Source organism: Brevundimonas sp. (assembly GCF_024711105.1).
Classification (GTDB): Bacteria; Pseudomonadota; Alphaproteobacteria; order Caulobacterales; family Caulobacteraceae; genus Brevundimonas.
The window spans coordinates 19,427-33,516 of record NZ_JANJTL010000014.1; the positions used below are offsets into that span (position 1 = coordinate 19,427).

11 protein-coding genes, 1 tRNA gene and 2 pseudogenes are annotated in these 14,090 nt (G+C 69.0%); 10 read left to right on the forward strand and 4 right to left on the reverse strand.

Annotated elements, in window-relative coordinates:
* Positions 1 to 23 precede the first annotated feature (23 nt).
* From Q0M60_RS00945 to Q0M60_RS00955, 3 genes and pseudogenes are all read left to right on the forward strand, one after another.
* Positions 24 to 99, forward strand: a tRNA-Thr gene (locus Q0M60_RS00945).
* Positions 100 to 178: 79 nt separating this feature from the next.
* A pseudogene (locus Q0M60_RS00950) lies at positions 179 to 820 on the forward strand (magnesium chelatase domain-containing protein); the annotation flags it as partial.
* 137 nt (positions 821 to 957) lie between these two features.
* Complete coding sequence (locus Q0M60_RS00955) at positions 958 to 2,187, forward strand: AIPR family protein (protein ID WP_296814780.1); 1,230 nt, start codon at positions 958 to 960, stop codon at positions 2,185 to 2,187.
* A gap of 567 nt (positions 2,188 to 2,754) precedes the next feature.
* On the opposite strand, the gene Q0M60_RS00960 is transcribed toward Q0M60_RS00955, so the two are convergent.
* Complete coding sequence (locus Q0M60_RS00960) at positions 2,755 to 4,416, reverse strand: recombinase family protein (protein ID WP_296814781.1); 1,662 nt, start codon at positions 4,414 to 4,416, stop codon at positions 2,755 to 2,757.
* A 59-nt stretch (positions 4,417 to 4,475) separates the two neighbouring features.
* Here Q0M60_RS00960 and Q0M60_RS00965 point away from each other — a divergent pair.
* A pseudogene (locus tag Q0M60_RS00965) lies at positions 4,476 to 5,402 on the forward strand (ATP-binding protein); the annotation flags it as partial.
* Here Q0M60_RS00965 and Q0M60_RS00970 read toward each other — a convergent pair.
* Complete coding sequence (locus Q0M60_RS00970; protein ID WP_296814783.1) at positions 5,399 to 6,457, reverse strand: GSCFA domain-containing protein; 1,059 nt, start codon at positions 6,455 to 6,457, stop codon at positions 5,399 to 5,401. The pseudogene Q0M60_RS00965 and the gene Q0M60_RS00970 overlap by 4 nt on opposite strands.
* An 82-nt stretch (positions 6,458 to 6,539) precedes the next feature.
* Complete coding sequence (locus Q0M60_RS00975; RefSeq protein ID WP_296814786.1) at positions 6,540 to 7,160, reverse strand: TetR/AcrR family transcriptional regulator; 621 nt, start codon at positions 7,158 to 7,160, stop codon at positions 6,540 to 6,542.
* A 100-nt stretch (positions 7,161 to 7,260) separates the two neighbouring features.
* On the opposite strand from Q0M60_RS00975, the gene Q0M60_RS00980 reads away from it, so the two are divergent.
* The 3 genes from Q0M60_RS00980 (at position 7,261) to Q0M60_RS00990 (ending at position 10,052) form a co-directional block, all read left to right on the forward strand.
* A complete protein-coding gene (locus Q0M60_RS00980) occupies positions 7,261 to 7,947 on the forward strand; it encodes a CPBP family intramembrane glutamic endopeptidase (RefSeq protein WP_296814789.1) in 687 nt (228 codons plus the stop codon).
* A 71-nt stretch (positions 7,948 to 8,018) separates the two neighbouring features.
* Positions 8,019 to 9,248, forward strand: a complete 1,230-nt coding sequence (locus Q0M60_RS00985; RefSeq protein ID WP_296814792.1) for a VCBS repeat-containing protein — start codon at positions 8,019 to 8,021, stop codon at positions 9,246 to 9,248.
* 228 nt (positions 9,249 to 9,476) lie between these two features.
* Positions 9,477 to 10,052 carry a hypothetical protein gene (locus Q0M60_RS00990; protein ID WP_296814795.1) on the forward strand — a complete coding sequence of 192 codons (576 nt, stop codon included), beginning with the start codon at positions 9,477 to 9,479 and terminating at the stop codon, positions 10,050 to 10,052.
* Between the two features lie 28 nt (positions 10,053 to 10,080).
* Here Q0M60_RS00990 and Q0M60_RS00995 read toward each other — a convergent pair whose 3' ends face one another.
* Positions 10,081 to 10,887: an MBL fold metallo-hydrolase gene (locus Q0M60_RS00995; protein WP_296814798.1), complete on the reverse strand. Its 807-nt coding sequence runs from the start codon at positions 10,885 to 10,887 to the stop codon at positions 10,081 to 10,083.
* A 98-nt stretch (positions 10,888 to 10,985) separates the two neighbouring features.
* Here Q0M60_RS00995 and Q0M60_RS01000 point away from each other — a divergent pair, with 98 nt between their 5' ends.
* The 3 genes from Q0M60_RS01000 to Q0M60_RS01010 all read left to right on the forward strand — a co-directional run.
* Complete coding sequence (locus tag Q0M60_RS01000; protein WP_296814799.1) at positions 10,986 to 11,588, forward strand: TetR/AcrR family transcriptional regulator; 603 nt, start codon at positions 10,986 to 10,988, stop codon at positions 11,586 to 11,588.
* Positions 11,589 to 11,638: 50 nt separating this feature from the next.
* Complete coding sequence (locus tag Q0M60_RS01005) at positions 11,639 to 13,159, forward strand: response regulator (protein WP_296814802.1); 1,521 nt, start codon at positions 11,639 to 11,641, stop codon at positions 13,157 to 13,159.
* Positions 13,160 to 13,196: 37 nt separating this feature from the next.
* Positions 13,197 to 14,090: MFS transporter (locus Q0M60_RS01010; protein ID WP_296814805.1), on the forward strand; the 894-nt coding region annotated here is incomplete at its 3' end.

The window sequence follows — 14,090 nt, forward strand, 5'->3', positions numbered from 1 at the left end:
GCCCCGCGTCCCCGCCCAGACGGGCCGCCTTAGCTCAGCCGGTAGAGCGGCGCATTCGTAATGCGTAGGTCAGGTGTTCGAGTCACCTAGGCGGCACCATCTCCCTTCCCTCGGCGCCACAACCTGAGGCCGATTGCGAGCCCTGTTGGTTCATTGTTTGTTCCTCTCTGGAGGAGCCATGTTCGCCAAGGTGGTCACGGTCGCGTTCGAGGGGGTGGAGGCCCGACGGGTGGACGTCGAGGTCACAGCGACCCACGGCCAGCAGGGCAGTTTCCAGGTCGTGGGCCTTGGCGACAAGGCGGTAGCCGAAAGCCGCGAGCGGGTGCGGGGGGCGCTGGCGGGAATCGGCCTGGCCTTCCCGGCCAAGAGGGTCGTGGCCAATCTCGCGCCGGCCGACCTGCCCAAGGAGGGCAGCCATTTCGACCTGCCGATCGCCTTGGCCTTGCTGGCCTCGATGGGCGTGCTGCCGATCGATGCGCTCGATGGCTGGATGGCGGTCGGCGAGCTCGGGCTGGACGGCAGGATCGCGGCGGTGTCGGGGGCGCTGCCGGCGGCGGTGGCGGCCGGCTCCATGGGGCTTGGCCTCATCTGTCCCGAGGCCAACGGCGGCGAGGCCGCCTGGGCGGGCGAGCTCGAGATCCTCGCGCCGCGCTCTCTGATCGCCGTGGTCAATCACTTCCGCGGGACCCAGGTCATGCGGCGGCCCGAGCCGGGTCCGGCCCTCTCCGGGGTCGACGCGCCGGACCTGCGCGACGTGAAGGGCCAGGAACAGGCCAAGCGCGCGCTCGAGGTGGCCGCCGCTGGCGGACACAATCTGCTCATGTCAATGACGTGAAGACCCGCATGAGGCCGGGTTGACTCTGGCGGACGACTGGCGGACCATTGGTGTGCGAGGCGTGATCCTGCGCACTCGCACAACCTAGGCAAGCCGCATCGTCGGCATTGCGGAGAAATGATATGTCCAAGCCCTTCCTCTTTGAGGTCGTGGAGGCGCGCAGCGTGCGCCACCCGGTCTTCGCTGGTGTTCAGAAGCACTCGTTCCTGATCCAGGCCAGCAAACTCCCCCACCAAATCCCGACAGGCGCGAACGCCCGCGCCGCCGTCGGCATGAACCGCCAGGTCTACAAGGACGTCAAAGAGAGCCTGAAGGGGACGGAAGCCGTTCCCGGCAGCTTCGACCTGATGAACTTGGGCATCACCATCATCGCCGACAGCGTTGAGTTGGTGGACAAGACGCGTGGCCAGTACCGGGTGATGATCCGCGACGAAGATGGGATCGTGAACGGCGCGCACACGGCCTTGATCATCGAAGAGGCCGCCCTCGATGGTGTGATCCCTGACGAGCAGCACGTCGATGTGAAGATCTTTACCGGCGTGGATGCGACCGGTTTGGCATTCCTCAAGCCCGATATCGCTAAGGGTCAGAACACGGGCATCGCCGTGAAGAGCGAGAGCATCCTCGACAAGGAGGGTCGCTTCGACTCGCTCAAGGCCATCGTGTCGGGAGAAGCGTGGGCGCGCGAAGTGGCGTGGCGAGAGAGCGACGTCGGAGACGTCCACGTCCGTGACCTCATCTGTGCGCTCGAGGCGCTCAACGTCATCGACTTCCCCAACGAAGACGGCGCACACCCCATCCACGCCTACGAGAAGCCCAGCAAGGCGCTGGAGAAGTATGCCAAGGATCATAAGGATCACGAGGCCGATCTGACCCGCCGCACCTTCGCCGCGATGGAGCCGTTGCTCCTCGAGGCGCTGTTCCTGATGGACACCATCCGGCATGATTTCCGGCCGCTGTGGAACAAGCACGTCTCTCCGGCGGCGGGGCGTCTCCGCATCGTGGAGGAGGCCGCGACCAACAAGGCGTTCAAGTGCCGCTTCACCGACGGGTCCAGCGAGCGTTACCGCCTGACGAAGGGGGCTCTGTTCCCGATCTTCGCCTCGTTCCGGAACTGCGTGCAGTATGACCCGGCAACCAACCGAGCATCATGGGTGGGTGGTTTCCCCGCCGTCCTGCGTCTGTGGGATGAGGCGGGTCCGGAGCTGGTGCGCGAGACGGCCAACGCCATCAAGGACGTCGGTCACCTGCCGGACCAACTCGGCAAAGCCCGGGGTCACTGGTCGAACCTCCACCGCGCTACGGCGCTTCGTTCGCTGCGGCACCAAATCAGCCTGACCACCGGCGCATAGCTATCGACGGGGACGGCTCAGCCAATGCGCTGGGCCGTTACCCACCGAAGCAGCAATGCCCGCAGAGAGCTCAGGAGGGCACCCTACAGGCGCAACTGATGATCAGGCTGTAGGACACCGCCGCACCATACAAAGCGGCTCAGCGGCCATCTGCGGGGCAAATGGAGGCATTTGCCATATGAGGCGTCGTGTGCCGGTAGGAAAGAGCCCCCGGCACGGGGGGCATACGACAACGCGCCCTGTGAAAAGAACCTCGCCGACGAGTGACCCAAAATCGAGCCGTTTTTAAAGCAGGGCAGCGGAGAGGCGAGGCTGAAACCCGTCAGTTCCGGGCCGCCGCGCGGAGCCTACGAACGTAGTGAGTAGGTCGAGCGTAGCGAGACCTACTTAGACACCCTGTAGGTAACCCTCAGGTGACCTCATGAGGATCGACGTCGGGAACATCATGAGGAAAGAACCCTCATGACCTCCTCAGGAGGCCTCGGGGCTCCAAGGATGGTACACAATGGTCACCCCCAGGTAGAACCTAAGGACGCGCCCGCGCGAGTAGGGGCGCTCCTCCGCACGTCAAGACCCCCGGCGGCCTCGCCCAGCCGCTCTCCTCAAGGGGTACCCGAACGGGTGGGCGTAGCTGACCTCGCTCTCGCCTCCATGCCGCCAGCGCAGCACTAGCGCCTCGCGATCATACTCCACGACGACGGCAGTCCACGCCGCCCGTAGAGCCGCGTTGGCGGTGGTCAGATCGTCCCCCTCGGCGTCCCCTAGAGCGTCCCAGAGGCGCTCGACGACGGCGTTCACCAGAGCCTTCCCGCTGACCGCCAAGGTGTGCCTGAGGGCTTCCCGCTGGGTCTCAAGGTCCTGCTGCCGTCCGTACAGTTCCGCCTCCCGCTGGCGATGCACCGGAAGCAGCTTCCTCTGCCGCCTCAGCGCGTCCAACTCGGCTCGCTCCTCCACGACGGCGTCAATCTCCCGCTCGGCCTGTCGCAACGCCTCTCGTGTCTCGGCCACGGCGTCGTCCGCGACAGGGTGACCCTCAATGATCGAGACTCGGTCGCGCCGCAGCGCCTCCTCGACAGCCTCCACGGGGACGGTGTGATAGACGCAATCGGCGCCCCGCTTCGCCTTCGCACAGACCAGATAGGGCCGCCCCCCCTTCGGTCCCTTGGTGACGCGCGTCATGGCCTGCCCACACACAGGGCAGGTAGCGAGGCCCGCCAACAGATGCTTGATGGGCTGTCCTGCATGACGCCCTCGGCCCGAGGCTCGCGCGCCGGGCCCAGAGCCGACGACGGCGCGCGCCCGCGCCCAAGTCTCGGCATCGACGACGGCGGGAAAGTAGCCCTGAACCGGGTCACCCACGCGCTTCCTGACGACACCGCCGCCGCGCTTTCGTTCGGTCATGTGGGGGACCAACGTCCCGATAGCGGCGGGGTTGTCGAGTATCTTGCGGATGTAGGTGCGGTGCCAGCCTTCCCCTCCGCTCCAGGTGGCGACGCCCTCGCGTGTCAGGTCGGCGGCGATCCGGCCCTGCCCCTTGCCTTCGATGGTTTCAGCGAAGATGCGGCGAACCACGGCGGCGCGATCCTCTATGAGTTCGAAGCCGTGCCCTCCGGTCACCGGCAGGAGCCAAGCGGGGGCGACCGACGTGAGCCGCTCGCCCTGTCCCGCCCGTCGACGCTTGTTCTCCCAAGCGGCCCTGAGCCGCTTCGCCTTGGTGGCGCTCTCCTCGTTTGCCCGCATGAACACCAAAAGGCTGAGCAATAGGTCCGTGGGATTGGCGGCGACGCTCTCCTCGGAATACTCCCGTCCGTCCCCCATGGTGACGACGGTAATCCCCGCCATCAGCAGCCCCGTGAGGGTGTTCTGAGCGAACAGCAGGGTGTCACGCGACAGGCGGTCAAGGTTCTCGACGAGCAAGTAACTCCCCCGGGGCACGACGCCGCCGTGAACCGCCGAAAGGAACGCGCCTAGGGCCGCATCCCCCCGCGTGTTCGCGCCCGAGAAGCCGCTGACGCCCTCGTCGGTGAGAGTGTCGTCCAGCGAGAGACCTCGCTCTTCCGCCCACGCCCGAGCGGCCTCCACCTGCCGCCGCTTGCTGTCGCCCAGCGCCTGTTCCGGCGTCGAGAACCGGACATACGAATAGACACGGGGAGCCGCCGCCGTTGCCGGTGCGGCCGCATCCACAGCCGCGACACCCTGAGCGGTGGTTTTCGAAAGGGGATAGTTCATCTTCGTGACCCCGAAGCGGTGCCTGATTGCTACCGTATGCGGGTCTCTAAGTCATCACCATGCTGTTCGTCGGGCCTCCCGGTTCGGGCAAGTCGATGATGGCCCAGCGCCTGCCGGGCCTGCTGCCGCCGCTGACGCCGGCGGAGCTGCTGGAAACCTCGATGGTCTGGTCGCTGGCCGGGATGATCGCCAAGGGCGCCCTGACCAGCGTCCGGCCGTTCCGCAGTCCGCACCATTCCGCCTCCATGGCCGCGCTGACCGGCGGCGGCGTGCGGGTCAAGCCGGGCGAGGTGTCCCTGGCCCACAACGGGGTGCTTTTCCTGGACGAGTTGCCCGAGTTCAGCCCCCAGGCGCTGGATTCCCTGCGAACGCCGTTGGAGACGGGCGAGGTGACGGTGGCCCGTGCCAACGCCCACGTCCGGTATCCGGCGCGGTTCCAGCTGGTCGCGGCGATGAATCCCTGCCGATGTGGCCTGGGCGGCGTCGGCAAGGGCGCCTGCGGAAAGGCGCCCCGCTGCCAGCGGGATTATCAAGGCCGCCTGTCGGGACCGTTGCTCGACCGCTTCGATCTGCAGGTCGAGGCGCCGGCTGTGACCGCCGCGGACATGGCCCTCCCGCCTCCGGCCGAGGGCACCGCGGAGGCGGCCGCCAGGGTCGCCCAGGCGCGGGCCGTCGCCGCCGAGCGCGCCGCCGCCGAGGGGTTGGGGCCGGACGAGGCGCTGAACGCGCGCGCCTCAAGCCCGGCGCTCGAACGGATCGCCGCGCCGGATCAACCCGGCCGCGATCTGATGGTCCGGGCCGGCGAGGCCGGCGCCCTGACCGCGCGGGGTTGGACCCGGACGCTGCGGCTGGCGCGCACCATCGCCGATCTCGAGGGCTCGACCGGAGTCCTGCGCCGCCATATCGCCGAGGCCCTGGCCTATCGGCGCCCCGGGTTCGAACCAATCGGACCCGCGCCCGCGCCCCGTCCAGTCGCGGCCTTCTAGGCCGGCGGGTCGAACTGCTCGCGCAGGCGGCGCAACGCCATGCGCGCGGTCTTCAGCCGTGTCTGGCCCAGCTGCGCCTCGGCCGCTTCGAGCGTCGGGCCGCCCTCGCAGTAGAAGGCGTCGAACACCTGCATCACCGCCTCGACCACGGGACGCCGCGGGTGGCGCCCGTCGTCGTTGAAGCGGTCGGCGAACAGCTCGTTCACAAGCTCATAGGCCGGGAAGTAGAACAGCCGCCGGTTCACCTCATCCCAGCGTTCGCGCAGGAACTCGTCCAGCGCGGCCCGCAGGATCGCCTTCGACACCGAGTTCGCTGTCATCGCCGACACGGGGCGGAAGGTCGCGGCGAGGGGCACCGGGCTCAGCGTGAACAGCACTTTCGCGTTCGGCACGTGGGTGCGGATCAGGGCGTCGATGCGGGCCAGGTTGGCCTTGTTCTCGGCGACAGTGCTCACCCGGAACTTGTGCCGCGCCGGATCGAACCGGTCAGTCGGCACCGCCCGCCAGAAGACGCCGCCGCTGACCTCGTCGAACCAGACTTCCGAAAGGCCCAGGGTGATGACGAACACCTCGGTGGAGGCGAAGACCTCGCGCGTCCTGATACGCGTCTCCTCGTCGCGGCCGACCTCGTGACCGTCCCAGTCGTGCCAAAGGGCGTGGTCTGGCGGGGCCTCCCCGAAGGCCCATTCGAACTGGCCGAGCAGGGCCCAGGTGTTCACCAGGGCCTCCATCATCCGGCTGATGTGGATGTTCGGCTCGCGTTCGGCGGACAGGTCGAAGCCACGCTCCAGCAGGTGCCGCGTGATGTTCGCCGCGAAACACGAACCAAAGGCGGTGATCCGCGTGCCGGGCGTCAGCAGCGGCCCCTCGGGCAACCAGCCATGCAGCACGCTGCGCGCCAGGAATCCTGGCGCGCCGTGGTCGGCCAGGCTGGGGTTGAAGTTGCAGGTGTCCCCCCGGAAGAAGCCGATCGCCCGCTGACGCTTGCCATCCGCGTCCAGGATGTCGGGCGTCTCGTCCGCGCGCCTGCGCTGCAGCGCCGAATACAGTTTCATGATCCGCCGAACCTCACCACCGTTCGGATGATTAGCCTGCCCGGGGCCGACACAGAAGCCGGCGGCAGACTCCTGGACGGCGTCAGGCCAACTCGGCGTCGACCGCCCGCCCGAAGGCCGGCATCGCCCGGCCCAGGGCGTCCCTGAGCGTTTCCTCGGCGACGCCCTCCAGCATCCAGGGCTGGAGCCGCCGGTCCAGCAGAAGCATGGTGAAGCCGTGCAGGGCCCCCCACATCAGGGCCGCGAGCCCCCCATGATGGTCCGAGCGCCGATCGGGAACGCCCCTGAGGACCGCCTCCCGCAGCGCGGCGTACGTCTGCCGGGACGTCGCCGACAGGTTCGCCTCGGGTCCGGACGGCGGGCGAATCTCATCGCTGGTGAACATCAGCCGGTACATCTGGGGGCGTTCGCGGGCGAAGGCGAAATAGGTCTCGGCTAGCGTCGTGAGACCGCCCGTTCCGCTCGCGGCCTTGTCCAGCCGCTCGGTCAGGTCGGCGAAGCCCTGCTCGGCGGCTGCGGCGAGCAGGGCGGCGCGATCCGCGAAATGCCGATAGGGCGCATTGTGGGACACGCCCGCGCCGGCCGCCAGCTTGCGCAGGCTGACGCCCTCCAGGCCCTCGCGCTCGAGGGCCGCGCAGGCTTCGTCGACCAGCGCACGGCGCAGGTCGCCGTGGTGATAGTTGGCCTTGGACTTTCGGGACATGCGAGCGGCTCCAGCGCGGCGCCAACGTCAGTGTTGACACTGTCCACACCTCGTATATGTTGACGGTGTCCACTTCAACCCGTTTTACAGGATTGTTCTCATGACCGCCGACCGTCGTGCGGCGCCGTTCGGCGCCGCGTCCCTCCTCGGGCTCGCCGCCGCCTTCGGCCTGCCGGCGATGCTGCTCTTCCTGCGCCCCTCGGAACTGTTTCCTGAGCTGCCTCAGGCGGAACAGGTGATGATTGGCGAGGGGGGCTGGTGGGCGACTGCCCTGGCCGTGCTGCTCATTATGTTCGTCGCGGAACGCCGCGGACTGGGCTCGATCGACCTGCGCTGGCCGGGGATGCGATCCGTCTTCTGGGGCCTCTTGGGCAGCGTGGTTCTGATCGCCCTGTTCGCGGCGACGCAGCTCCTGCTGCAGCTCCTCGGCCTGGGAGTTTCAGAGGCCGCCACGCTCGACTTCGGCCAGATCCCACCTTGGCTGATCCTGGCCATGGCGCTGCGCGCCGGAGTGGTCGAGGAGATCCTGTTCCGGGGCTACGCCGTGACCCGGCTCGAGAGCCTGACCGGCCGGACCTGGGTCGCCGCCCTCTTGTCCCTGGCCGCCTTCGTCGTCCTGCACGCCACCTCATGGTCGGCGGGGCACCTGATCTTCGTGGCCGTGGCGGGCGGCGCCCTGACCCTGCTCTACGTCTGGAAGCGCAACCTCTCGGCCAACATCATCGCCCACACCCTCGTCGACGTCGTGGGACTGATGCTGGCCCGCTACGCCATGGTCCAGGGCTGAGGCCAACCTGACCAAAGCTTCACGTTCCTCCCGCGCGGCCATGGCCTAACCTCCGTGCGGGAGGATCCTTCATGCGCGCTGCCCTGTTTTCCGTCGCCGCCCTGGCGATCTGCGCCTCGCCGGCGATGGCCCAGATCCGGTTCGAGGACGTGACCGAGACCCATCTGCCGGACAGCCCGGCCTGGAACTCGATGGACGTCGAGGCCGCCGACCTGAACGGCGACGGGCTGCTCGACCTGGTGACGCCGCAGGAGTGGCTCCTGAACGCAGTCTATTTCGGCGAGCCGGGCGGCCGCTTCCGGCTGGGGGAGGGCGCGCTCGAGGCCCTGGCCGAGGACGAACTCGCGCTCGGCCCGCCCCAGCTGAACCAGTCCGGCATGGGGCACGACAGCGAGGACGTCTCCATCGCCGACTTCGACGGCGACGGCGTGCTCGACCTGATCATCGTCACCGAGGACGACGTCCGTTTCGGCCGGACCGGGGTGCACGAATATTATCGCGGCGCGGGCGACGGCCGCTTCACGCGGGTGCGCGGCGTCCTGCCGGACACCGAGGCCAATGCGGTCGCCCACGCCGATCTCACCGGCGACGGCCGCCCGGACCTGCTGATCGTCGGGGCCGGCCAGGACCGGCTGCTCATCAATGATGGCCGGGGCGGCTTCCGCGACGAGACCGACCTGCGCCTGCCGCGCGAGGCCGCGACCGGCCAGGATGGGGAGTTCGCCGACCTCGACGGCGACGGCGATCTCGACATCGTGCTGGGGCTGGAGGGCGGCCACGCCCTGTGGCTCAACGACGGCCAGGGCCGCTTCACCGACGTCAGCCGCGAGCGCCTGCCGGCCCCCGGTTTCATCGAGGCCCGCAAGGTGGCGCCGGTGGACGTCGACGGCGACGGCGACCTCGACCTCTATTTCAGCCACCCGAACTGGATGGGCCGCGACGGCCGCGACCGGCTCTACATCAACGATGGCTCGGGCCGCTTCGCCGACGAGACCGAGGCGCGCCTGCCCACGGGCGACGGCCTGACCGTCGACGCCCGCTTCGCTGACCTGGACGGGGACGGCGACCTCGATGTGGTCCGCGCCGTCCGGCCCTTCATCACCGTCTGGCTGAACGACGGCGCCGGCCGCTTCTCAGACGTGACCGCCCAGGTCCTGCCCGGCGACGTCGGCGCCCATGTGCTGGGGGTCGAGCTGGCCGACTTCGACGGCGACGGCCTGATCGACATCTACCTGGGCCAGTTGCGCACCAGCCAGGGTTCCCCGGACACCCGCGACCGCCTGCTGCTGCAGCGGCGCTGACCGGCGGCCTCGCCGGCAGGGAAACCGCCAGGCCCCTCTCCGAACGGACCAGGACTCGCCTGGCGGCAGATCACCGGCGGTCGCTGCGCAAGGGTGTCTAGAACACACCATAGGCTGTCGCGAGTCGGAGGCCCTCCTGGCACGGCCATCGGCGCGGTCGGCGGACTACCCTGGTGCTGGCGTCGCTAAGGGATGGCTGACAAGATGCCGTCAGATAAGGGGAAAAGCATGTCGATCGCCGAATTCGCCCTGGGCTTCGCCGGCATCATCATCGGCCTCGGCATTGCGGACCTGCTGGTCAGCCTTCACCGGCTGATTCGAGCGCGGGCACGGGTCACATGGGACTGGCTCGCCTTGAGCTTCGCAGGGCTCCAGATGCTGCTGTCCGTGATCTTGTGGTGGTACATCTACTTCTGGTTCCGGGCGCACGACGGCGTCAGCTTCCTCGAGTTTCTGCCGAACATCCTCCTTCTGTGCGTCAGCTTCCTGATGATGGCGGCGGCGCTGCCCGACGAGGTTCCGGCCGAGGGCCTGGTGCTGAGAGAGGCCTACATGGCCAACCGGGCCCAGCCATGGACGCTTCTCGCCGTCTGGATGGCGCTTAACCTCGTCATCCAGTCACTGGAGAACTGGCGCCTGCGCGAGTTCCGCCTGACCGAAGCCGTGGTCGCTGCGAGTCTGCTGCTCTGCCTGGCGCTTGCGGCGGCGGCCGCGCGATCAACCCGGCCCTGGGTTCACGTCCTGGCGATCACGATTATCGCGCTCCTGTTCGGCGGCATGATGCTGCCGGCCAGGTTCGTCTGATTGAGGCAAAGGCTACGTTGGCTTCCTGTCAAGCGAACAGCGCCTCCAGCTGACTCGCGGCGTTCGGCCCGACCGCCTCGGTCGCGCCGCGGCCGTAGGCGTCGCGCACCACGCGTGTGAGGCCGGCGACGCCGTTCGCGGTCGGCAGGTGAGCAGACAGGACGTGAGCGGGCTCCAGCAGGTCGAGCATGCCGAGAATCCGTCCCAGCGCCGCCTGGTCCATCTGGGCGAGCCACGGCGCGTCGATGCTGGACCAGGCCACGAGTCCCTCGCGCAGGGTCTCGGCCGGGATCTGATCGATGGTCTCGACGCTTCCCGGCAACAGGGCGCCGAAGGCGTCCGCGGCGAAATAGACCCGCTCGGTCTCGTCGAAGAAGCCCATCGTCTCCGGCGCATCGTAGTAGGGCGGCTTCACCTGATGCAGGCGCCGCCCGCCGACCTCGAACACCTCGCCCGGCTCCAGCAGGCGCAGCCGCGAGGGATTGCCAGCCCCAAGCAGACCCAATTTGCCGGCTCCCAGGAAGCTGGTGACGATGGTGGCGTTCGGGGCGAGGTCAAGGACGCGGTCGAGCGCGCCGACGTGGTCGGCGTCGGTGTGGCTGAGCCAGATCCAGCGCAGGTCCCGCGGATCGATCTCTTCGCTCAGGCGCGCAGCGAACACCTCGGCCAGCATGCTCACGCCGGTGTCGACCAGCACCGGCTCGGGGCCTTTGAGCAGGAACGCGTTCACCGGCAGTGCGCCCAGGGTCGGAATGGACATCCAGGACGGCAACGCCGTCCAGGCGTCGGTGATGCGCTGGGTCGCGTGCAGGGCAGGGTCGGTGACAGGGGTCATGGCGGTCCTCATTTCATGGAACAGAAGTGTTCAACGAAAATGCGTTAAGCGGCGCATCGGGGCTTGTCAAGCATTCAGTGATCACTCATGTTCACTCAATGACGGACGAAAAGCGACCCTATCGGCTGCGAGAGCGCGCCCGCGCCCAGGAGGAGACGCGACGCAGGATCGTCGAAGCCGCCATGCAGCTGCACGAATCCATCGGACCGCGCGCGACGACGGTCAGCGCCATCGCAGAACGGTCGGGCGTGCAGCGGCTGACCGTCTATCGGCACTTTCCGGACGAGGCGGCCATCTTCCAGGCGTGCTCCTCGCACTGGTCGACGCTCAACCCGCCGCCCGAGCCGGGCGACTGGGCCGACATCGCCGACCCCGCCGCGCGCTTCTCGGCTGCCGCGACGGCGCTCTATGGCTACTTCTCGCGCGCGGCCCGGATGTTAAGCTCGCTGTTCGCGGACCTGCCCCATGTGCCGGCGCTGATGGTGCCGATGTCGGGCTTCTTCGACTACCTCGACGGGGTGAGCGCGGACCTGATCGGCGCTTTCGACGGGGTCGCCCCGAGCGGCCACGTGGCCCCGACGATCCGCCACGCGCTGCGCTTCCCGACCTGGTCCGACCTCGACGCCCAAGGCCTTGATGACGCCGGCAAGGTCGCGCTGGTCTCGCGCTGGCTGTGTGGGCCGCCCCCGGCGCGGCCTTGAGCCCGCCTTAACCCGGCCGCGCCATACTGCCCTCATCACCGGGAGGCGGCATGGCCAGAAGGGCGCGGACGAAACCCCAGGAGACAGGCTCGGGCGAGGAATTCCTGCGTCTGATGAGCCACGAGATGCGCACGCCGCTGAACGGGGTGATCGGCATGCTCGGCCTCATTCAGCGCACCCGGCTGGACGGCGCGCAGAGGGCCTATGCGGCGGCGGCGCGCGAATCCGCCGAGCATCTGCTGGGGCTGGTCAACGACCTCCTGGACTACGCCCGGCTGGAGGCCGGCAAGGTCGAGTTCGAGCGCGCGCCGGTCGACCTGGAGCACCTGCTGCAGGGCGTGGCCGAGCTGCTCAGCCCGCGCGCCCACGACAAGGCCCTGGAGATCGTCTGGACCGTCAGTCCCGACGCCCCCGACGTGCTGGCCGACGACGGCCGGCTGCGCCAGATCCTGTTCAACCTGGCCGGCAATGCGGTGAAGTTCACCCCTTCGGGCGGCGTGCGCCTGGCGGTGGAGCGCAGCGGCGGATCGCCTGAGCGGCCGACGCTGCGCTTCCTCGTCGACGACACCGGCCCGGGCGTGCCCGTCGAGGCGCGCCGGCGCGTGTTCGAACAGTTCGGCCATGTCGCCCCCTCCGACGCGACCGAGCACGGCGGCACAGGCCTGGGCCTGGCCGTGGTCGAGCGCCTGGCCAGGGCGATGGGCGGCGCCTGCGGGGTCGAGGACCGGCCCGGCGGCGGCGCCCGCTTCTGGGTCGAGGCCGAGTTCGAGACCGCGCCCGACGCGGCCCCGCGCGGCCGCCCCCTGAAGGACGTGCAGGTCTGTGTCTGCTCGCCCGACGCCATGGTGCGCGAGACGGCCGCCGCCCAGGTCGAGGCTTGTGGCGGAACGGCGCGGATGACCGACGATCCGGGCGATGCGGCGTGCCGCGTCGTGCTGGTCGACCACGCGCTGGCGACCGGCGGTGTGCTGGCGCCCGCGCCGAAGCAGGGCCGGGGCATCATCCTGCTCAGGCCCGCCGACCGCGACCTGATCCAGCGCTATCGCGACATCGGTTTCGCCGGCTACCTGATCAAGCCGCTGCGCCGCACGTCCCTGGCCGAGCGGATCCTGGCCATCCTCAACGGCGTGCCGGCCGAGGCCGGCCCGGTCCGCGACGACGACCGCGTGGCGCCGCTGCGCAACGCCGGCCTGCGCGTGCTGCTGGCCGAGGACAATCCGGTCAACGCCCTGCTCGCCCGCACCCTGCTGCGGCGCGAGGGCTGCGCCGTCGAGACCGCCGCCTCGGGCCACGAGGCGCTCCAGGCCATGACCCGGGCCCGCTACGACCTGGTGCTGATGGACATGCGCATGCCCGGCATGGACGGTGTCGCCGCCGCCCGAGCGCTGCGCGCCCGGGGCGACACGACCCCCATAGTGGCGCTCACCGCCAACGCCTTCGCCGAGGATCGCCGCGCCTGCCTGGAGGCCGGCATGAACGACCACCTCGCCAAGCCCGTCGACGCCGACCAGCTCCGCGCCACGCTCGCCCGCTGGACGAACCGCGACGGTCGGGTAAAGCTGGCGTCCTGACAGCGGGCGCGGGGGCGCCCTGAAGGGGACCGCCCGCATGGCGAACGACACCGGAGCGACCGCCGAAAAGCTCGGCTGGTGGGACTCGATCAAGGTCTACGGCGAGCGGCGCGTCTTCGCGATGCTTCTGCTCGGCTTCGCCGCCGGTCTGCCGAACCTGCTGATCTACGACACGCTGTCCGCGTGGCTCCGTGAGTCCGGCCTGTCCCTTGAGGTCATCTCGTTCTTCGCGCTTGCGGGACTGGTCTATTCGCTGAAGATGGTCTGGGCTCCGCTGGTCGACCGGACCAGCATTCCGGTCCTGACCAAGTGGCTGGGCCATCGCCGGTCGTGGATGCTGGCCACCCAGGGGCTGATCATCCTCGGGCTCTGGATGATCTCGGGCTCCAACCCGGCGACGTCCCTGGGCGCGGTGGCGGCCTTCGCGCTCATTGTCGGCTTCTTCGGAGCGACACAGGACATCGCCATCGACGCCTGGCGCATCGAGGCGTCCGACGACACCCGCCAGGGGGTCATGGCCGCCTCCTATCAGCTTGGCTACCGCGTCGCCGTAATCGTCGCGGGGGCCGTGCCGCTGATCCTCGCGCAGCTCTATAGTTGGAACCTCTCCTACGCCCTGATGGCGTGCCTGATGGGCATCGGCGTGCTCGGCGTTCTGCTGGCGCCTCGTGAGCGCCAGCATGTCGTTCGACCCATTCCAGTGGGGGACATTCCTTCGAACCCGGCGCTGGAGTTCGTGGAATGGGCGGGCCGGGCGCTGATCCTGGTCATCGCGGCGCTGATCATCGGCACGGGCCTGACCAACAAGCCCGAGGCCCTGACCTGGGCGCTTGGCCTGGTCGGACTGGGATCAAGCGGCCCGGCCGTCGAGGGATCGCTTTCGCTTGAGGGTCTCCCCGGCGTGCTGGTGCAGCTGACGTACGTCGCGGGC